We start from the raw sequence: 21,271 nt of genomic DNA, 5'->3' as shown, positions 1-21,271 counted from the left end.
ATCGATTTGGGAGTGGAAGAAAACCTATGAAGAGGAATTTGCCAAAGAAGACTCGTCTGATCGCGCTGGGATTGACTTCCCTGACGGCCGTAGCCGTGCTGGGCGGCTGCAGCGGCAGTGGAGCCGAAGATAGCCAGACGCCGAATGCTTCGGATGCCTCGAATGCGCCGCAGATCGCGAACGCCGCTCAGGCCGAGCAGCCCGTGCAGACCGAACCGCTCAAAATTATCAGAAGAAGCTTGGGCAACCGGGAGAACGGCACTGACAATCAGAAAGTGCTGGACATTATCGAGCAGCAATCCGGGATTAAGCTGGAAGCGGAGGTCATCCCGCGGGATGTCTATCCCGACAAGATCAATCTGCTGCTAGCCTCGGGCGAGAAGTTCGATTTTATCGAAGGACAGCTGGTTAATTGGACGACGCTGAAGGATAAAGGCTCTCTCATGCCGCTTAACGATTTGATCGACCAATACGGACCGAACATTAAGACCTACATGAAGGACGCGCTGGAGGTCATGAAAGACAAGGACGGCGTCATCTGGGGGATTCCGAGACAAGAGTCTTTCCCGACCGGCTACGCGCCGACGATCCGGAAGGATTGGCTGGATGCGCTGGGTATGGAAATGCCGCATACGATGACGGAATTCGAAGCTTACATGGACGCCGTGAAGAAGACCGATCTGAACAAGAACGGCAAACAAGACGAAATTCCGCTTCTCCACTCCTGGAACCTGAACGGGCTTATCCAGATCTTCCAGCCTTACTTCATGGGACACGAATCCACCCGTTATCTGAACGGCGATCAAGTCATCCCGGCCGTCAGCGCCCCGGGCTATAAGGAGATGCTGACCACCTTCCGGAATTGGTATGCCAAGGGTTATATTCTGAAAGACTTCGCGACGATCAATTCCAACCAGATCAAGGATCTCGTGCTGGCTGACAGGGTCGGCGCTTACTCCGGCTGGTTCAATTCCATGGTCGGCAATCAAATTACGCTGAACGAGACCAATCCGAACGTGTCGTACGATCCGCTGCCGCCGTTTGAGGACGCTCCGGCAACGGGAACGCCGGCATGGGGGAGTAATCCGAAATATTCCTCCACGCTTCTCATTCCGAGCACAAGCAAGAACGCGGCCTTCCTGATTAAATATTTGGATTGGACGCTGGCTTCGCCGGAGAACGTCATGCTGACCTGGAATGGCATCGAAGGCGAGAACTGGAAATGGGTGGATAAGAGCAAAAATACATTCACGCTGCTGGAAAACGCCTCGGAGCGCTATTCCGGCTATTACAACCTGGCAGACTTCTTCGACCCCGCGATTTGGCCGACCTACATCCCGGCGGATTACGACAAGGCCGGCAAGATTGAGTATAAAATGCGAGACATCTATAAGGATTACAAGTTTGTTGAGCCCTTCGACGCCGCCATTCCGTTCACGCTGACGGGGACGCCGGCCGAGAATCTCACTGGCGACGGCGCGACGAAGATCGCCGAATCGCAAATTCAGTATATCATCGGAGCGATCGACGAGTCCGGCTGGGACAAGGCCGTCAAGGACTACATGGAGATCGAGGGCGATCTGCTCACGGAAGTTTGGACGAAGCAATATCAGGAATTTATAGGTGCGAAGTAGGATCTTCCTGCGCCTAAGAAGCAGGATACGATTGCGCATCCAACAAACAAGGAGCTAACGACATGAACTATCGCTGCATCGCGCTCGATATCGATGGCACGCTGCTGAACGAACGGGGCGAGGTGTCTCGCGCGACTCGCGATGCGCTGCACCAAGCCTCGGAACGGGGATACCTCGTCATCTTGGCTTCCGGACGGCCCGTGGATCAGCTGCTTCCGGTTATGAAGGAACTTGAACTGAGCACGCCAATGGTCTGCGCCAACGGCGCCCAGAACTGGCTTGCGCCGGGCAGGCTTCTAAGCGAGCGCCAGCTGGAGGCGTCCTGGGTCCGCCGGCTGCGCAAGGCGGCGGAGGAGCATGGGGTATTGCACTGGGGCCATGCCCGGGAAGGAAGTTATTATAGCAACGCCGGGCTTCCATTCCCTGAGCCGGAAGAAGCGGCCTGGTTCTCGTTCGCCGTCGAGTCCCCGGACCAGGAGGTCATGGCGCGCATTCGGACGATTGTGCATGAATGGCGGGATCAAGTGGAGGTCAGCCGCGCCAACCCCCATCAATGCGAGATCAACGCGAGAGACGTGAGCAAAGCGTCGGGCGTTGCCGAGCTAGCCTGGCAATGCGGCATTCCCATGGAGCAGGTCATCGCGGCGGGAGACGGCATGAATGACGCGGCGATGATTCAGGCTGCCGGGCTCGGAATTGCCATGGGCAATGCCGAGGACGAGCTGAAGCGTCTAGCCAAGCGGGTCGGACCCACCAACGCGGAAGACGGAGCAGCCTTGATTGTTCACCGCTATTTGCTGCAAGACAATGAATAGAAGGAGTGAGTCGGCGAGATGAAAATTTCAACATCCATTCATATGTTCAATACGGATTACCCGATCGGAGAGGCGATTCGAAGATGCAAGGCGGCAGGCTTCGAGGCGCTGGATTTCAACTATACCGACTATGTGCCGCGCCTGATCGGCATGTCCTGGGCGGAGGAGGAACGTTGGGCGCAGGAGATTCGCGAGGCGGCAGAGCTTCATGGCGCCGTCTTCGCGCAAATGCACGGACCGATCCACGGCGCAGCCTTCGACAGCATGCAGCCGGGGCTTGATCTCGATACGTATGCGGCTTATTCGGAGCGGGCCCTGCGTACGGCCGCGATTCTTGGCGCATCCTGGGTCGTCCTGCATCCGGGCAACCGGATGCTGGCGGCCGCTGAGCCGAGCGCGAAGCAATTGGCGTTTAATCGCAATGTCTATCTGCGGCTGCTGCCGGTCATGGAAGAGACGGGCGTCGGGGTAGCGCTCGAAAACATGTTCGACCGTCCGAGAGGCGGCGGCCGTTCGGTGCGCAGCTACTGCGCCGCGGCCGAAGAGCTGGCCGAGCTGGTCGCGAGTCTGGACCATCCGCTGTTCGGCGCCTGCTGGGATACGGGGCATGCGCATATGCAAGGCCTGCGTCAAGGCGATTCCCTGCGCGTCCTCGGCGCGCTGCTGAAGGCCGTCCATATCCAGGATAATCATGGATTGACGGATGCGCATCTGCTTCCTTACCAAGGAACGATCGATTGGAAGGAGGTCATGTCGGGGTTGGCCGCGATCGGCTACCAGGGTGACTTCACTTACGAGACGCATGGTTATTTCCGGCCTGTGCCGCTGGAGCTGATGGATTCGGCTTTGACGTTCGCGGTGTCGACAGGCAAGCAGTTGGACGGGTTATTCCAGCTCGAATCCACGGGAACCCGGCAGCTGATCGGGTAGCAAACCGGGTCAAGGAAACGCGAAGGCGGTGCAGGGGATAACCCCTGACACCGCCTTTCTCATGCTGACCGGCCAAACGGGCCGTGTTCCAAGCGATCGGCTGAACTGGCTGCGCCCGGCCGGTTCGGCTTATTCGGTCCATTCCCGGGCGAGCCGCTGCCATTGCTCCTCGACGTTCCGGGCGTGGCCGTCCAGCCGGAAGGACTTGAGCATGGCCGCATAGGCTTGATAGTTCTTCGGGTTGTACGGATCCTTCGCGCACAGCTTCTCGTAGCATTCCATGCTCCGGTAATGTTCGCCTTGCCCGGCGAAGTGCTCCGCGAGCTTGCTCAACATATGCAGGTATTTGAGGCGCAGGCATTCCCGTTCCGAATCGATGAACGATTCGTATCGGTACTCCTCCAGCAAATCGCCCCGGTACAGCTGTTCCGCCCGGACCAGCTCGCCGATATCGGCGGAATTCCGGTCCACCTCGCAAAACTGCGCCACGTCCAACTCCACCATCGCCGTATTCAGCGAATACAGGCCTTCGTCGTTCTTGACGAACCGGCATTTCCGGCCCGAATCGGCTTCGGGGTCCAACGCGCTTCGGAGCACGGACAGGGCGACATACAGCTGGTTTTTCGCCGCGCTCGGCAGCTGTTCCGGGAACAGCTCCTCGATGATGAGCTCCTGCGGCCTTCGGATCCGATGGTTCACGATCAGGTTAAGCAGCAGCCGCAAGCTGGCCTTCCGTTTGACGTGCACCGGCTTGGAATCGTAGGTGATGCTTAGCGGGCCGAGCGCCTTGATCTCCAGCAGGGTCGGGGTTCTCTCTACGACGATCGCCGGCGGCGCCTTCTCCGGCTCCTGGCCGTACCGGCCGATGATGAAGGGATACCCGAATTGCCCGCATATCGATTCGAGCTCGAGCCGCTTCGCTCTGGCCGCGTCCGCGCGCTCCTGCCTCAGCAGCAACCGATATTGCGCGACGACGACGTAAGCGAAAATAAAGGTGTACGGACGAACGATCCGATAGGAGATGTCGAGGCAAGAAGACGCCTCCTGCAGCCGTCCCGCGCTCATGTAGGCTCGGGCCAAATACACGTTCGCTATGCCGATATCGCGTTCGAACCCGAAATCGTCGGCCAGCGCGACGGTTTTTTGCGCCCATTCGATCGCCCGGGGAATGTCGCGGATCCAATTGTACAGCTTGCACTTGCTGCAGTACAAAAAGAATTTAAGCGCGTCGTCGTTATCCCCGCTCAGCTCCATCGCTTGTTCCAGATAGTCGGCCGCCTCGGGGGCCCCGACTTCGATCATCGCGTCGGCAATGCCGCTTAACGCGTACGGGAGGAAGTGGGCCTGTCTCTCCGACTCCGCCAAAAACAGGCAGCGCCTTGCGCGGGACATGGCCTCCGGCGCCTGCCCCTGATTGAGCAGCAGATCCGCCTGGAAATTGAGCGCAAGCATGACCATGGGCAGCACCAGCAGCCGCTCGAAGGTATGCAGCGCTTCTTCCGACAGTTGGCGGGCGCGGTCCAGATTGCCGATCAGCTTGTAGATGCCGGCCAGCTGCTGCCGGACCTTGGCGGCCCACAGCCGCTGCCCCCTCTGCTCCAGATCGGCCAAATTCCGTTCGAGCCGTTCGATGAGCCGGTTCAGCATGTAAAGGGGAATGCAGCGGTACAGGAAGATGGACGATTCGATGTAATGATGATCGAAAAATTCCTCCAGCCACCCCTCCAGCAGCTCCAGGAACTCTTCGGGCTGATATCGGACCTGCAGGATGCGCATGAGCCGCCCGGCGTTCACGAAATCCCGGCCCAATATGGAATGGGCGAAAGCGGGAAAGAAGAGATGCTTGCTCTCGTAGATCCGGCTAAGCCGCAGGTGGTCGCGATTGATGTCGCTGCGGCTCGTCTCCCGGCGGTACGATCCCAGCAGGAAGGAACGGAACAGCGTATGGTACCGGTAGCCGTGCCCGCAAGAACGAATGGTGAAGGGGAATCGCGTGTTCAGCGGATCCGGCAGCGCCTCGTCCGTCACGTCCAGATAGTGCCGGACGACGTCCGGTTCCATGCGTTTCATGATGCTCGTCCGGAGCAGGAAAGAGCGGATCGAGGGCGTCAGCGATTGGAGCACTTCCGTGAGCAAGTAGGCGTACAAATGCGGAATGTCCGGTAATTTGACGAGGATACGCTGACGTTCCTCCGCCGGTTGGTGTTGAATGGCGTCGCGGATCAGCTCCAGACCGGCGGCCCATCCTTCCGTCTCCCGATGAAGATATTCGACTTCATGGTCCGCTAGCGGCGACGGCAGCGTCCGGCGGAAGATCTCCGCGATCTCGTCAGGCGCCAACGCCAGCGCCGTCTTATCGATATGATAGTAATTTTGCCTTAATTTGAAGGAGGAGTACGGCAAATCGGGCAGCGTCTGGCCGATCAATACGAATCGGATACCCGGCGGCGATTCCCGCAGCAGGCGTTCGACCGGCGGGAGGACGTCCGGGATGCCCTGGATCAGCTGCGCGTTGTCCAGTACGATGTACAGCTCGTCCTGCCAGTCGGCCAGCGTGTGAAGGAGCTCCTCCAAGCCGCGAGCGGGATTCGGCGGATGACTGTCCGCCGGCGGCGGCTTCCGCAACCTCTCGAGGGAGGCCTGCAAGCGCGAGGCGAAGACGCCGGGGCATTGGTCGGACTCGCGAAGCGGATGCCATAGGGCCGGCAACCCGCGATTCGCTATGTATCCGGACAGAAGCGCCGTCTTCCCGTATCCGGGCTCGGCCTCGACCGTCAGAAGCTTGACATGCCGATGGCGATCCAGCATTTCGTACAAGCGGGGACGCGGGAAAGATAACGGACCGTCCGGGATGTTGTTCTTGCTGTCTTTGTCCTGTGTGAACATTCCGTTGTCACCTCGATGCTGCACTAATATCGGCATCGTCCCTATGAATGGATGACCAAATCTTCATATGTAAGGGACGCTGACATGATTTTATCACATTTCTTGCGAAGTTCATTGTCAAAATTTTATGAATATGCTTCCAACTATTGGCGTTGATCCCGATCTTACAGCGATTCGGCGCGACAGTAAGATCGCAGTAAGATCCTCCTGCTAAGTTATATCTCATGTTATTAATACTGACGCGGCGGAGGTGAAGAGACCGGCAGTGCCACAAACAGGCGATCCCGTACATCCGGATCGTCCGCAGGACAACGCAGTGTTCATTCGCTAATCAGGAGGGATCGCAAGTTGAGAAACAAACGGTTGAAAACGTCGCTCCTCATCGCGGCGTCCGCATCGCTCGTGGCCGGCGCGGTCGGCACGGCATTTGCCGCCCAGGGGGGGACGGCCAATCCGCGCAAAAGCGCGTGGACCCCGGAAACCGCGCCTCGGCAGCAGGTCGTACAGGTCAAAGAAGACGGAGGGAATACGAGCCCCGGCGGCAAGTCCTTCACGCCCCCGAGCGGGGAAGCCGCCTATAGCGACAACCGCATTATCGTGAAGTATAAAGAAGGGTTCTCTTCGCCTTCCCGTTCCGTCCTGGATGCGGGCAAATTGACCCATCGCTCCGCGATCGCCGGCTGGAACGCGGAAGCGATCACGCTCGAAAGCCCTTCGGACGTGAAGGCCATGATCGCCGAGCTAAGCCATGATCCTCATGTGGCATACGCGGAGCCCAATTATAAGCTGTTTCCGGCCTCGTCCGACCCGGCCGCGAACGATACGTTCTTCGATCGCCAATGGTCGCTGCTCAATACGGGCCAGGACCCCTCGGGACTTGACGAGTTCGGGACGCCCGGCATCGACATGCAAGTGCCCGACGCTTGGAATATCACGAAAGGCAGCAGCGATGTGATCGTCGCGGTCATCGACAGCGGCGTTCAAATCGATCATCCGGACCTCGCCGGCAGTATATGGACCAACACGAAGGATTACGCCGGGAACGGCAAGGACGACGATCATAACGGCTACGTGGACGACGTCCACGGTTGGAACTTCTTCGGGAACAACAACCAGCTCTTCGACGAGGCGGACGGCGACGCGCACGGCACGGAGGTAGCCGGTCTGATCGCGGCGCAGGCGAACAACGACATCGGCGTGGCGGGCGTAGCGCCGGAAGTGAAGATCATGCCGCTGAAGGTCGTCAACGACCAAGGCTTCGGGAACGTGCTGGACGTGATCGAAGCGATCCGGTACGCGGAGAAGAACGGCGCCAAAATCGCCAATATCAGCGCCGCCATGTACAGCTACAGCCAGGCGCTCAAGGACGCGATCGACGCCTCGAGCATGCTGTTCATCGCTCCGGCGGGCAACAACGGGGGCAACATCGACGAGATGCCCGTTTATCCGGCAGCCTACGAGAGCCCGAACATCCTGTCGGTGACGGGGATTATGAACACGGGCGAACTGCTGCCAGGCGCGAATATCGGCTTCGAATCGGTAGACATCGCCGCGCCGGGATTTCAGGTGTGGATGACGAGACCGATTACGAACCCCGGCCTCTCCGCCCAAATCGACGACGGAACGTCCAAGATCATCTTTAACGGTCTTCCGTTCGAGAACATTTTGGACGAGGAGGACGCCGACCGGAATTACCGCCAGGACGCGTTCGACAGAGCGATGGAGTATTTGGGCGCGTCCAAGAACGATCCCGGCGCCAGCATTTTGCTCGTGCAGGACGACGGCTCCAACTTGGCGATTCCAAGCAGCTCCAAGCTTGCCAAGTACAAGGCGCTGCTTGAGGATTACGCCGGATTCGACGAAAGCCGCGATATCGTCGCTTCCGCTCCGAACGGCGGCGACGGGCCGTCCGCGGACTTCCTGAAGCAGTACGACGTCGTCATCTGGTTCACGGGCGTCGTGGCGCGAGACTTCAAGAACATCACGGACAACGACCAGCTGCAGCTGAAGGAATATTTGACTTCCGGAAAAAATCTGCTTCTGACCGGCTCCCATTCGTTGAACGGCATCGAGGATTCCGACTTCGTCCAGGACGTCCTGCATTTGCTCTTCGTGGACGAGGACTTCTATTCGACCGCATCCGGCGTTCCCGGCACGATCTACGAGGGCTTGGAATATCCGCTGGATGAGGACAAGGACAGCTACAATTGGGTGGTGTCCAAAGATCCGTCGATCGCCAAGGTGAATCTCCAAAGCATCGGCGAACCGCCGCACAGCGTCTACACGTACCTGAGCGGAACGTCCTTCGCCGCGGCCAACGCATCCGGCGCAGCCGCGCTCGTGCAGAGCCAGGAGCCTTCGCTCGGCGCGCTTGCAGTCAAGCAGCGGCTGATGAACAGCGGCGTGCGTCTTAGCTCGCTCATGGGCCGCGTTGCGACCGGAAGCATGATCAATGCCTACCGGGCGCTGACGGACGACGACATTCCGGGCACGCCCTTTGCCGGAGGCACCGTCGTGAACGCGCTGGACGAAGCGGGCGACCGTAACGACGTGTACGCGCTCGACCTTCATGCCGGCGACAAGCTGACGATGACGCTGACCGGCGATAAGGGGACGGATTTCGATCTGTATCTGTATTCGCCGGGTGCCGTTACCGTCCGGTCCAATGAAGGCATCGCCGCGTACTCGGAGAACACGGGCACTTCGAACGAATCGATCGCGTACGCCGTAACCGAGAGCGGTACTTATTATTTGAACGTGTACGCGCATAAAGGCTCCGGCACGTATACGTTAAGCGTCGTCTCCGCCAACAATAGCGGGACGTACGAGGAGACCGACGGCGCGCTGGGCTTCACGGGCGCATGGGAGAACGTGGCTGGAGCCGCTTATTCCGGCGGATCCGCCAAACGGATCGACGCGAAAGGGAGCGTCGAATTCGCCTTCGTCGGCAGCTATATCGGCTGGATGGCGTCCAAGAACGACCAGCAAGGCATCGCCGACGTCTATATCGACGGCGTAAAGGTCGCCTCGCCTACCTTGTTCGCCGCGTCAGCTGTGAATCGGAAAATGGTGTTCGAACAGCTCGTGCCGTACGGCCCGCACAGCCTGACGATCAAGTGGACGGGAAGACGGGATACGAGAAGCAAGAAGACAAGCTCGACGTATATCAACGTCGATGCGATCAGCGTGGACCATCTCGTTCAGGATTCGGATGTCTCCACCGTCTACGACGGCCATTGGACGACCAATTTCAGCTCGAAGCACTTCGGCGGCACGGCCAAAACCACGAACATGCCGGACGCGAGCGCCGAGTTCAAATTTACCGGAAGCAAGGCCGCCCTGCTCGCGTTCACCGGACCTAACCGCGGCCAAGCGAATATCTACATCGACGGGGAGCTGGCTACGCCGCAGCCGATCGACCTGTACAGCGCGGAGCCGAGGTTCCGGGCGAAGGTGTTCGAATCGGAGCGGCTGACCGAAGGCAAGCATACGCTCAAAATCGTCTCGGCCGGCACGAAGAACGCCGCCTCGAGCGGGTCGTACCTGTCGGTCGACGCGGTATCGATTCTTCATTAATTCGTAGAAAGGGAGGACCCGACATTGGCTCATTCATTAATAAAACCAACCGCCGCGCTGCTTGCGCTCGCTCTGACGGCCGCGCCTTTCGGCGGATCCGCCCAGGCCGACGGCGCAGATGCGAAGCTTGCCGCGCTGCTTGATCCCGCCATTTCCGTGCTCGCCGCTTCCCCATCCGCCGTGGCGTTCGGTTCGTCGTCTTCCGAAGACGGATCCTCGCCGGAATCGGATACAGCGATTATCGACAAGGCGATCGACGTGGCCTCGAACGATACCGTCAAGGTGATCGTGCAGCTGAAGGGACAAGCCGTCTCCGAGGCCCGCTATGCCGCCGGTCTTGCCCGCCGTCCGTTCTCCGCCGAATCGGCGGAACGCGCCGTGCAGACGGAACAGCAGGCCTTCAAGCGCGAGGCCGGCTCGCAAGGCATTGCCATGAAAGTAAATGTTCAATATGATACCGTGTTGAACGGCATGGAAGTTTCCGTAAAGGCGAGCGAGATTCCAAAGCTGGCGCTCGTCTCCGGGGTGAAATCGATCAGCAAAAGCATCGATTATTACCCGATCCCGCTCATCGATCCGCAAGCGTCCGGAGACGGCAGCGGCTTGAACTACGAGATCGATCCGCTGAAGCAGATCGGGGCGGATCTCGCCTGGACCGGCGGCTTTACGGGCAAAGGCGTGAAGGTCGGCGTGCTGGATACCGGGGTGGATTACCTGCATCCCGATTTGATAGGGGCGTACAAGGGCGGTTACGATGCCTTCTACCAGGACGACGATCCGTACGAGGAGCCGCCCGAGATATTCGGTTACGAAGGCACGATGCACGGCACCCACGTGGCCGGTACGATCGTCGGGCGCGGACAGAATCCCGACTCCGAAATCGTGCAAAAGGGCGTTGCCTACGAGGCGGATCTGTACGCCTATAAGGTGCTGGGCAAGACGTATAACGAGAAGAAGGGCATCTATCAAACCTCCGGAACGTCGGCGAACATCATCGACGGCATCGAGCATGCGGTAGAGGACGGCATGGACGTCATCAACATGTCGCTTGGCTCCGACCTGGAGAAGGGGCCGGATGCTCCGGATTCCATCGCCGTCAACAATGCCGTGCTTGCCGGCGTAACGGTCGTCATCGCCAACGGAAACGCCGGCCAGGAGGGGAAATACTATTATTCCTTAGGCTCGCCGGCCAGCGCGCAGCTGGCGATATCCGTGGCCGCGGCGACGAGCACGAGCACCCACGTCAGTGCGGACTTCACGGCGCAGCTGACGGATCCGTCGAGCGGCGAAGCTCATGCGGTGACGGACACGGTGTATTCCGACCTTATCGCGTGGAACTACGGCGAACGCGATTTTGCCGCCCTGCTGGGGAGCGAGCCGCTGGATGCCGTCTATGTCGGGCTGGGCGACTACGGGGACTATGACAATGCAGGCGACGTGACGGGCAAAATCGTGATTGCCTCCCGAGGCAATAAGACGTTCGTCGAGAAAATCGAGCTCGCCAAAGAAAAAGGGGCCAAGGCGCTGATCCTGTTCAACGGGAACTCGGTCAACGAAGGACCGGAAGCCGATCTGTCCCCGAACATTCCGGGCCGCGACGGGCCGATCGGCGAGATGGCCTACATGGCAGACGACTACGCCTTCATCCCGACCTTCGATATGGCCGGGGCCCAAGGGCGGGCATTGGCCAGAGAGGTGCTGGCCCATCCGGATCAGCAGCTCCAAATCAAGTTCGGCGAGAACTTCGCGACGATTCAAAAAGCCGGAGACACGATCGCGGGCTTCAGCTCGCGTGGCCCGAATTCGGACGGCAATTACGGCATTAAGCCGGATATTAGCGCGCCGGGGGTCAATATTCTGTCGAGCATTCCGGAATACGCGGCCTTATACGGCAATCCCGATTATTATTTCGAAGACGAGCCGAATTACGCGCAGGCGTACCACCGGTCGAGCGGCACGAGCATGGCGTCCCCGCACATCGCGGGCTTGGCGGCTCTCCTGACGGAGGCGCATGCCGACTGGACGCCGCGGGACATCCGCGCGGCGCTGGCCAATACCGCCGACGTGATTCACGACGAGAGCGGCACGCAGTACGATGTGTATTCGCAAGGCTCGGGACGAGCGGACGTCTCGCGCGCGCTGACGACGCCGGCCGTGGTGGAAGCCATGGACGCGGTGACGGTCTACGATACGAAGATGAACGCAGACGATATTGAGAGCGAGGCAAGCAGCCTCAGCTTCGGCGCGATTGAGCCGGGTGCCGAGCCGCTGACCAAACCGCTGCGGGTCAAAAATCTGTCCGGCGGCAGCGTAACCTACGCCGTTCGCGCGGTCATGCATCCGAGCGTGACCTCCGATCCGTCGGACCCGATCGCCACGCCAGACGTGCGGAACATCAACGTCGAGCTTGGCGGATTGTCAGCAGACGCCAGCCTTACCGCCGACGCCGGCTCGAGCGTGCCGTTCACGCTGTCGGTTCAAGCGGCGGACAACGCGGCGCACGGCGTATACGAAGGAGAAGTCGTGCTGGAGAGCACGGGACATCCGAGCCTGCATCTGCCGTTCGTCGTTCATGTCGGCACCGATGCGGAAGACAACGATTTCGGCTTGATTAATGGCGCCTTGTCCAACAAGCGCATATCGCCGGACGCGCCGGCCGATATGACGGTCACGCTGAATAACGACAAGACCAACATGATGATCCTCGAGTACAACAACTTGAACGAGCAGTACATCGGCCGCGCCGCCGATCTCTACGATCTGGATACGGTCAACCAGACGCTGGCCGCGATCCCCGCGGGCAAGCTGCTGTTCGAGAATCTCGACGGAAGCTACGTGGACGGCACAGTCGACTATTTCGGGAGTACCGTCGTCAAGCATCTGCCGCCCGGTCAATACAAGATTAACGTCTATGCGGTAGAGTATGACGAACGATTCGAGATCAAGAATGTGGAAATGACGAAGTTGACGTTCTACATGCTTGGAGAGGATGAGGCGGGAAGCACGGAGCCCGGCCTGCCGCCAGCGCCGCCGCCAGGGCCGCCGCCAGCGCCGCCTGTTTATGGCAGCGGCGGAGGAGGGGGCGTCGCGGCTCCGGTCGCCGGGCAGCCGAACGCGACGGTGAGTGCCGTCGCGAAGCCTGGACAAGCGATTGTGCCACTCGCCGGCAAAGCGGCTCGGGACGGCGATCGGACGACGGTCACGATCGACAGCGCCGAGCTTCGGCAGACGCTTGCGGCCGCAGCGAACGCGACGATGATCAGCGTCGTTGCCTCCGATCAAGGACAGGGCAAGGGCGTCCTGAGTCTGTCCGCGGATCAAGTGAAGCTGCTGCAGACCGCTCCGGGTAACAGCGCCGTAGCCTTCACGTGGAATGAGGCGAGCGTCGCGCTGTCGATCTCCGGGCTGGACGGGGTGGCGGCAGATGCCGGGTTGTCGGTGTCCATCGCGCCGGCAGCAGGCGCTGGAGCCGAATTGACATCCGGGTACGCGGGCACGGCCCTGCTCGGAACCCCGTATACGTTCGAAGCGGCGGTCGTCGCGGGCGGCGCGTCCTCCGAGCTGAAGCTGGCGCCTGACCAGGCCATCCGAAGAGCTTTCGTCTTGGGCAAGGAGATCGATGTCCGTAACGCGGGCGCGCTTTACAGAGAGGGAGGCAAGGTGTATCCCGTTCCGGTAAGCTTCAAGCAGCTGGCGGACGGATCGACGGTAGCGACGATCAGCCGTCCGGGCTTCTCCACGTACGGCATTGCGGCCAGACACGTTGCCTTCCAGGACGTAGCCTCATCATGGGCGAAGACGTATATCGGGCAGCTGGCCGATACGTTCATCCTGAACGGCACCGCGGCCGATACGTTCTCGCCGAAGAGTCCGGTGACCCGCGCGCAGTTCGCATCGATGCTCGCAACGGCGATCGGCCTGGGCAGAGACACGTCCGGCAACGCGTTCACGGATATTCGGGGAACCGAATGGTACGCCAAGGATGTGAACGCCGCCTACGAGGCGGGGCTGATCAGCGGCTACGGCGGAAGCTTCAAACCTAACGACACGATTACCCGGCAGGACCTGACGGTCATGCTGGCAAGAGCCATCAAGCTGCTGGACGTCAAGATTACCGGAGGCGCGGGCCACAAGCCGTATGCCGACGCCTCGGCATTCAGCTCGTACGCGGCGGACAGCATTCAGACCGTGAGCGAGGCCGGATTGATGCAGGGGGTCGAGGAGAAGGGCCGCTTCTTCTTCAATCCTGCGCAGCCTACATCCCGGGAGGCCGCGGCCAAAGTGCTTTATCAGTTGCTGACGGCCGCGGGATTGAGATAACGCAAGGGAGGGTACCTCCCATCGGCACGGCAGGACCGTCCTCGAACATTCGTTTGAGGGCGGTTCTTTTTTGTCGAGTGCTGCTTATTTCGCTCGGACCTTGTCGGAGTCCGGGGTTTATGGCGTGCGTCGTCACGACCAGGCTTGCGGTCATGAGGGAGAAATTGTGTCCTCGCGGCCTATAGCCAAGTCAAGCGGAAGTGCGTTAGCGTGGTAATGAGTGAACTTGAAGGGGGTAACGGAATGAAGAAGAAGATGCTGGCTCTTCTGCTCTTATCCGGGGCGGCGCTGGCGGCGGTGACCGGCTGCGGGAGCAAGAATGATGGTGCTTCCGGTTCCAACGCCGCAAGCTATTCCATCGCGATCTCGCAGTACGTGGAGCATCCGTCGCTCGACGCGACGCGCGAAGGCTTCCTGGCGGCGCTGGAGGATGCGGGCATCACAGAAGGCGATAACCTCAAGGTAGATATGAACAACGCGCAGGCCGATGCCGCCAACAACCTCTCGATAGCCCAAAAAATCGCATCCGAGGATTATGATCTCGTGCTCGGCATTGCTACCCCGTCCGCGCTCGCCCTCGTGCAGCAAGAGAAAGAAAAGCCGGTTCTGTTCGCGGCCGTCACGGATCCGCTGAAGGATAAGATCGTCAGCAATCTGGACAAGCCGGGCGGCAACGTCTCCGGCGCTTCCGATACGAATCCGGCGGCCATCACGCAATTGATGGATTTTATCGCGAGCCAGTTCACGGACGTCAAGACCGTCGGCATGGTCATCAACGAAGGCGAATCGAACGCGGTGATCATGGCGGACTATGCGGAGAAGGCGCTTGCGGCGCACGGGATCAAGCTGCTCAAAGCGCCCGTGACGGGAACCTCCGAAGTCAGCCAGGCGGCGCAGTCGCTGGTCGGACGGGCGGACGCGCTGTACATCGCGCTGGATAACACGGTTGTCAGCAGCGTGGATGCCATCATTAAAGTGGCGAACGACAACCACATCCCGTTCTTCTCGAGCGACCGGGATACGGTGGAAGCCGGCGCCTTTGCAACCGTCGGCTTCAAATATTACGACCACGGCTATCAAGTCGGCCAAATGGCGGTCGATATCCTCAAGAACGGCAAGAAACCGGCGGATATGAAAGTCACCATCCCGGACAAGCTGGATCTGATTCTCAATCTGAAGGCCGCGCAGGCGCAGGGCATCACGGTCACGGACGAGATGAAGAACGAAGTGAAGGATCCATCGGCCAACATCATCGAGTAACGGCAAGTACACGGATCGGGGCGAGCGGGTACAGGCGCTCGCCCCGTTGCTATGAGGAGGCTAAGGCAGGTGCTGACTGCATTGACGGGAGCGGTAGAGCTGGGGCTGCTGTATGCCTTGATGGCGCTCGGCGTCTATATCACGTTCCGTATACTGGATTTTCCCGATTTGACCGTCGACGGCAGCTATACGACGGGAGGCGCGGTGGCCGCGATCATGATCACGCACGGGTACAGCCCGGTGATCGCGACGCTGTGCGCGCTGCTCTGCGGCTTGGCTGCGGGCGCCTGTACGGGCTTGCTGCATACGAAGGGCAAGATCAACGGGCTGCTGGCCGGCATTCTGATGATGATCGCGCTGTATTCGATTAATCTGCGCCTGATGGGGAGGCCGAATATCTCGCTCCTGCGCGTGGATACATTGTTCTCTGCGATCTCGGATAACCGCGCCGTGTTCATCCCTGTCTTGATGGCTGTTGTGCTGATCGCCAAGCTGCTGCTGGACGCCTTCCTCCACACGGACCTGGGGCTCTCGCTGCGCGCGACCGGCGACAACGCCCGCATGATTCGCAGCCTGGGCACCGATACCGATGCGGCCAAAATACTCGGCGTCAGCCTCTCCAACGGGCTTGTGGCTTTATCCGGGGCGCTCGTCGCGCAGCAAGGCGGCTTCGCGGATATCGCGAGCGGAGTCGGCACGATCGTGCTGGGTCTCGCTTCCGTCATTATCGGCGAAGCGATATTCGGGTTCCGCACGGTGTTCCAAGCGACCCTGGCGGTTGTGCTGGGCTCTGTCGCGTATCGCATCATCTATGCGCTGGCGCTCCGGATCGATCAGCTGGACGCGTCCGATCTGAAGATCATGACGGCGCTCATCGTCATTGCGGCCTTGGTCATTCCGACCGCGAGGCGGTCCATGAGACAGAAGACGTTGGCCCGCAGGCGAACCGAGGAGCTGCTCGGCGGGGCAGGCGATCAGGGAGGGCACGCGTAATGCTGGAAATCGACGGAGTATCGAAGCTGTTCAACCCGGCGACGCCGGACGAGAAGATCGCGCTCGTGAACGTTCGGCTGAAGCTGAACCCCGGCGATTTCGTGACGGTCATCGGCAGCAACGGCGCGGGCAAATCGACGCTGATGAACATTATCTCCGGCGTCATGAAGCCGGATATCGGCGAGGTCCGCATCGGCGGCAAAACGATTCATCAGCTGCCCGAGCATGCGCGCAGCCGATGGATCGGACGCGTGTTCCAGGATCCGATGGCGGGCACGGCCCCGACGATGTCGATCGAGGAGAATTTGGCGATGGCGTACAAGCGCGGCCAGAAGCGCGGACTTGGCTGGGGCGTGAACGCATCCCGCCGCAGGCTGTTCCGCGAGCAGCTGAGCCGCCTCGGCATCGGGCTGGAGGATCGGCTCGGCGCCAAGGCGGGCCTGTTGTCCGGCGGCGAACGGCAGGCGCTCAGCCTGCTGATGGCGACGTTCACGCAGCCGCGGATTCTGCTGCTGGACGAGCATACGGCAGCGCTGGATCCGGCGCGCGCGGCGCTCATTACGGCGCTGACGGAAGCGATCGTCCGCGAGTCGAAGCTGACGACGCTGATGGTCACGCATAACATGGAGCAGGCGATTCGCTTGGGCAATCGCTTGATCATGATGGACAAGGGACGGATCATCCTGGATATTCCGGAGTCGCGCAAGGGAGGGCTAACCGTCTCGCAGCTGCTCGACGAATTCGGGCGGATCAGCGGCAGCCCGTTGTCGGACGACCGGATCGTCCTGACACCTGCTCCGGCTTTTTTGCCCATAAAAAACGAGATTTAGAACATGGTTTGATGCGAAAATTTCCAATCGTTGGTTTAAATCGCGATAGTGAGAGCCATAATAAAAAATGATCTCAGCGTACGCTGATTCCGGGGTGAACGATGACAGCAATTTCATTAGAAGCTTTTAAGCAGCGCCTCGCCCTGATTGAGGACGCGGAAATAATTGATCGAGAGACAGCTGACGGACTTCGTTTGACATATATTTATCTTGAAACCTTAATCGATAAGGAGCGTCTCAACGAATCGATTCTTGTGCCTCTCGTTCGATCATTCCAAAGTTCGGTGGAAAAAAGCATGACCGCCGCCAAAATTACACGTTTATCCGATTTAGAGCAAGCATTCCAGTATCTCTTGAAGGGGTCAGTGTTAGTTCACGATTCATCCAGAGGGCGATGGTACGCTGTTATGCTCCCCAATTCGCTCAGCCGGTCCATCCAAACCTCGGAGACGGAAACAATCATGTTCGGCCCGAAAGACAGCTTCAGCGAGCAGCTAGAGCAAAACCTCTTGCTGATTCGAAGAAGGCTTCCTTTAATAGCGCTCAAAGCGGAGAGGTACTCCGTTGGCTCTTTAACCCAAACAGCCGTAGTCCTTATGTACATCGACGGGCTAATCAATCCAGAATTTGTAGCGGTCGCGAAAAATAAGCTTTCCAGCATCAACTTCGATACGTTCTTGGATTCTTCACATGTTGCAGCGTTTATGGAAGACCATTATCACAGTATTTTTCCACAATATCTCCAAACCGATCGGCCGGATTCCTGTGCGTATTCACTAGGCATAGGAAAATTGGTCATTCTAGTCAATAACACTCCATTTGCCTTAATCGCTCCGATTACGCTGTTTCACTTGTTTCAGTCGCCGGAGGATTATATAAACCGCTGGTTGGTAGCTAGCTTTTTGAGGCTGTTACGCTATCTCAGTTTCCTTCTCTCCATTACTCTAATTCCACTTTACGTGGCATTGACGACTCATCATTATCAAATGCTTCCCTTACAAATTTTATATGTAATCATCGAGTCTCGCAGCAAACTGCCGCTGTCCCCCTTCTGGGAAGCGTTTATTATTCTTATTACGCTAGAAATTATTAAGGAAGCCAGCCTAAGAATGCCGACCAAGACGAGCCAAACCTTGGGGATAATTGGAGGGATCGTTATTGGACAAGCTGCGGTAGAAGCCGGATTCGCAAGCAAAGTGCTAATCGTATTGGCGGGCATTTCGACGATTTCTACTTTTCTCGTTCCAAACTATCTGGTCACCAAATCCAGTTTACTGCTTCAATTCATGTTCTTGATTCTCGCGTCCTATTTGGGCGTTCCCGGTATCATGCTTGGACTCGTCGGCATGTTGGCCCATCTGAACGGGCTTACATCCTTGAACCAGCCCTATTTGGCGCCGGTATCTCCGTTTTATTGGAGGGATTGGGTCGATCTCTTCGTCCGAGGGCCGTTACATGCTATGCGCATTCGTCCGGAAGCATTGCGTCCTTTGAACAAGTATCGTATTAGCCGAAGGAGTAAATGAACCCATGCAAGCTAGATCCCTGTTTCGAAAAACCTCGCATCAAGAAAGCGGTTTATATGCGCTCTTCCTCGCCAATAGGATTCAACTGTTGAGTTACATGATTGTCATGCCCTCAGCCCTCGTTCAACCGTATATGTTGTTGGCGATTGTAGCAATGGGAATGGTCTCCCAATTTTGCCTATATATGATGTCTAAGTGGTTCGCAACCCCCTACTCTGCCCAAGGGTACCATGGCTTTGAAAAAGTATTCGGAAAAACAGGTATCAAAATTTTAGCTTTGGTAAGCATGCCGTTCCTTTTGCTCAAGATCGCTTTCATTTCAGTTAGTTATGCCGATATCATGCAGCGATATGTTTTTCCCTCTATGGACCGAGAATGGCACATTGTGTTTCCTTTTATCCTTAGCTGCTATTTGGCGCTGTTTGGAATGGAAAATATGGTACGGTTCGTAACGATCGTGTTCATTGGAACGACCTGGATCCTCTTTTCGTGTATGCCGTTTTATTTGGTGCAATCAAGTTCGATTCACGATCTATATCCTCTCATTCCGGTTGGCCCAGAGCGGTTTGCATGGAAATCCGTACTGCTCGTATTTTCGTCGTTATCCGGACCTGAATATTTGATTGCTATTTCATACTGGCTGAATCCACAACGCAAGATGCTAAATTATTTGACGATCGCGAACGCCATCTCGGTCGCGGAGTATCTCTTTATATCCATTGCATCCTTGCTCTTCTACGGCTTCAATTACTTGCCGATTATCAAATACCCGAGCGTGGAGATGGGGCGCTACCTGCAATCTCCTATATTTGAAAGGATTGACATTATCCTGATCTCGGCATATATGTTCAACATCACTTATTTGCTCGCCTTGTTAGTGCTTATGGTCTACGGCGTTTCCCGCTTGTTAGGCAAGATGAAGACAGGCACTACACGTATAGGGCTGATCGTCAGCGGATGCGCGGCTATGGCCTGCACACTTCCGATCAGTGAATGGTTTTGGGAGCCAGGGCTCGAACAGGCCTTTTGGCTCGATCTGCAAATGTGGGCAGGATCCGCTTCTTACTTGTTAGTGCCTCTTCTCGTCTGGATTGCGATCAAGCGCAAAGCTAGGACAACGCCATGAAAGGGTTCCTGCGAGCAACGCTTGTGCTGTTATCGTCTTCTTTGTTGATATTCACATGCGGATGCGTCCCCTTGCCAGAGAACAATATAATCGAAGAAATCACGCCAATCATTTTTTGGTCCGTACAGGGTGGGGAGGAAGAAGACGGAAAGATAAGAATCAGTACGATCGTCCCTCCTTTAATCAAAGAGAAGAAGCGAGTCCTTACCCTTAATGTCTCGCTATTGAACGAAGGAATTAAGGGGTTTAATTTGACCTATTATAACGAACTGAAGGCCGGTCAAATCCGCTTGCTGTTTGTGGATGAAGCTTATGCGAAACGGGGGCTGACCCGTCTTATCAATACCGTCCTAACCGATCCAAACATTTCACAACGGTTGTACTTAGTTATTACACGAGGCAACTTTCATGAATTCCTCTCCAAACACTTGGATGAAGCAGACAATATTGATTATTATCTTTATCGCATGTTCAAACATTACGAAAAGAAAAAACAAGGCGAAATTACTGTCGTCAACTTGCACCAGTTTATGAAAATGCTGTACTCTCAGGTTTCCGACCCCCGGCTGCCCGTATTTCGCGCGAAAGGTGAAGAGTTCCAGTACGAAGGCACAGCATTTTTCGACCGGGACAGAATGGTTGCGGAAATACGTGGAAAGGACGATCAAATCAATCAATTGTTGTATAGGGACAGATTCGTACGATATTTAGTCCTTCCTGACCTCTCGGTTACACTAGGGCACATACGCGCGCATACCCGTAAGAAACTATCTCCGGATTTATCATCCCTGCTCATCGACATTGATTTGAAGGGAAGAGTTGATGAATTAGATTCGCTCGAAAGAATCGAGGATGTCTTCCAATATGCCGCTCTCACACAAAAAATCGAACGGTACTTGAAGGAGAATGTCATCCGCTTGCTATCCCAAATGCAAAAATTGCAGATTGACCCCCTTCAAATCGGGAGAATGAATGCTAGACCGTTCTCCAAACCAATAACCAGAGAGACATGGGATCGGCATTGGTCTACTATGAAGATTAATGTAAACGTGCGGCTACATTTGGAGTCGCCGACGAAGGTGAAGCGGTAAATTAAAATCTTGTTCAATGAGCCTGGCTTGTCACTGAGTCTTGGGCTTTCAATGCTGGTTGTAAAATCAGGAGAATGGAGCTGCAATAACGTAGACAGTGTTTTTAATTCTTGGAGCCTCATCCTTTACGGCGAATTTATCTAGTTGACATATCGAGCTGAAATAGTGAATACTAATTGAAGAACAGCCATTCTTTAACGGAGAGGGAGAGTGACGGCTCTTTTTTTTTAACTATTTTTGAATAATCATTCTTGAATAGGTGATTGGAAGGCGCGCAAGGCAAG

The 21,271-nt window shown here is 57.3% G+C and carries 12 protein-coding genes; 11 read left to right on the top strand and 1 reads right to left on the bottom strand.

The window, feature by feature from the left end; genetic code table 11:
- Positions 1-26 precede the first annotated feature (26 nt).
- The 3 genes from ACFPB1_RS05085 (at position 27) to ACFPB1_RS05075 (ending at position 3,379) form a co-directional block, all read left to right on the top strand.
- On the top strand, positions 27-1,634 hold the full coding sequence (locus tag ACFPB1_RS05085; RefSeq protein ID WP_379222584.1) for a hypothetical protein: 1,608 nt from the start codon (positions 27-29) through the stop codon (positions 1,632-1,634).
- Between the two features lie 62 nt (positions 1,635-1,696).
- Positions 1,697-2,449: a Cof-type HAD-IIB family hydrolase gene (locus ACFPB1_RS05080; RefSeq protein WP_379222582.1), complete on the top strand. Its 753-nt coding sequence runs from the start codon at positions 1,697-1,699 to the stop codon at positions 2,447-2,449.
- An 18-nt stretch (positions 2,450-2,467) separates the two neighbouring features.
- The gene (locus tag ACFPB1_RS05075; RefSeq protein ID WP_379222579.1) at positions 2,468-3,379 is read left to right on the top strand and encodes a sugar phosphate isomerase/epimerase family protein; all 912 of its coding nucleotides are present in this window, start codon (positions 2,468-2,470) and stop codon (positions 3,377-3,379) included.
- Positions 3,380-3,508: 129 nt separating this feature from the next.
- Here ACFPB1_RS05075 and ACFPB1_RS05070 read toward each other — a convergent pair whose 3' ends face one another.
- The gene (locus ACFPB1_RS05070) at positions 3,509-6,265 is read right to left on the bottom strand and encodes a BTAD domain-containing putative transcriptional regulator (RefSeq protein ID WP_379222576.1); all 2,757 of its coding nucleotides are present in this window, start codon (positions 6,263-6,265) and stop codon (positions 3,509-3,511) included.
- A 348-nt stretch (positions 6,266-6,613) separates the two neighbouring features.
- Between ACFPB1_RS05070 and ACFPB1_RS05065 the strand changes: the two genes are divergently transcribed.
- From ACFPB1_RS05065 to ACFPB1_RS05030, 8 genes are all read left to right on the top strand, one after another.
- On the top strand, positions 6,614-9,841 hold the full coding sequence (locus ACFPB1_RS05065) for a S8 family serine peptidase (RefSeq protein ID WP_379222574.1): 3,228 nt from the start codon (positions 6,614-6,616) through the stop codon (positions 9,839-9,841).
- A 24-nt stretch (positions 9,842-9,865) separates the two neighbouring features.
- Complete coding sequence (locus ACFPB1_RS05060) at positions 9,866-14,161, top strand: S8 family serine peptidase (RefSeq protein ID WP_379222572.1); 4,296 nt, start codon at positions 9,866-9,868, stop codon at positions 14,159-14,161.
- 243 nt (positions 14,162-14,404) lie between these two features.
- Positions 14,405-15,421: an ABC transporter substrate-binding protein gene (locus ACFPB1_RS05055; protein ID WP_379222569.1), complete on the top strand. Its 1,017-nt coding sequence runs from the start codon at positions 14,405-14,407 to the stop codon at positions 15,419-15,421.
- Between the two features lie 69 nt (positions 15,422-15,490).
- Entirely contained in the window at positions 15,491-16,414 is a 924-nt protein-coding gene (locus ACFPB1_RS05050) for an ABC transporter permease (RefSeq protein ID WP_379222567.1), read from the top strand.
- Positions 16,414-17,244, top strand: a complete 831-nt coding sequence (locus ACFPB1_RS05045; RefSeq protein ID WP_379222565.1) for an ABC transporter ATP-binding protein — start codon at positions 16,414-16,416, stop codon at positions 17,242-17,244. The genes ACFPB1_RS05050 and ACFPB1_RS05045 overlap by 1 nt, the downstream gene beginning before the upstream one ends.
- Before the next feature lie 101 nt (positions 17,245-17,345).
- Complete coding sequence (locus tag ACFPB1_RS05040; RefSeq protein ID WP_379222563.1) at positions 17,346-18,770, top strand: spore germination protein; 1,425 nt, start codon at positions 17,346-17,348, stop codon at positions 18,768-18,770.
- Between the two features lie 4 nt (positions 18,771-18,774).
- Entirely contained in the window at positions 18,775-19,896 is a 1,122-nt protein-coding gene (locus ACFPB1_RS05035; protein ID WP_379222561.1) for a GerAB/ArcD/ProY family transporter, read from the top strand.
- Positions 19,897-19,967: 71 nt separating this feature from the next.
- Entirely contained in the window at positions 19,968-20,987 is a 1,020-nt protein-coding gene (locus tag ACFPB1_RS05030; RefSeq protein ID WP_379222559.1) for a Ger(x)C family spore germination C-terminal domain-containing protein, read from the top strand.
- The last annotated feature ends 284 nt before the right edge of the window (positions 20,988-21,271 follow it).

Origin of the sequence: Paenibacillus sp. GCM10023250 (assembly GCF_042653205.1) — a bacterium.
Lineage (GTDB): Bacteria > Bacillota > Bacilli > Paenibacillales > Paenibacillaceae > Paenibacillus_Z.
Note: the sequence above shows the minus strand (reverse complement) of the source record. Positions and strands in the feature narration are given on the sequence as shown.

What these genes read in the sequence shown, in the direction of transcription:
- ACFPB1_RS05070 (WP_379222576.1), bottom strand. Translation starts at nt 6,265, where the DNA reads ATGTTCACACAGGACAAAGACAGCAAGAACAACATCCCGGACGGTCCG.
- ACFPB1_RS05075 (WP_379222579.1), top strand. Translation starts at nt 2,468, where the DNA reads ATGAAAATTTCAACATCCATTCATATGTTCAATACGGATTACCCGATC.
- ACFPB1_RS05055 (WP_379222569.1), top strand. Translation starts at nt 14,405, where the DNA reads ATGAAGAAGAAGATGCTGGCTCTTCTGCTCTTATCCGGGGCGGCGCTG.
- ACFPB1_RS05045 (WP_379222565.1), top strand. Translation starts at nt 16,414, where the DNA reads ATGCTGGAAATCGACGGAGTATCGAAGCTGTTCAACCCGGCGACGCCG.
- ACFPB1_RS05035 (WP_379222561.1), top strand. Translation starts at nt 18,775, where the DNA reads ATGCAAGCTAGATCCCTGTTTCGAAAAACCTCGCATCAAGAAAGCGGT.
- ACFPB1_RS05085 (WP_379222584.1), top strand. Translation starts at nt 27, where the DNA reads ATGAAGAGGAATTTGCCAAAGAAGACTCGTCTGATCGCGCTGGGATTG.
- ACFPB1_RS05080 (WP_379222582.1), top strand. Translation starts at nt 1,697, where the DNA reads ATGAACTATCGCTGCATCGCGCTCGATATCGATGGCACGCTGCTGAAC.
- ACFPB1_RS05040 (WP_379222563.1), top strand. Translation starts at nt 17,346, where the DNA reads ATGACAGCAATTTCATTAGAAGCTTTTAAGCAGCGCCTCGCCCTGATT.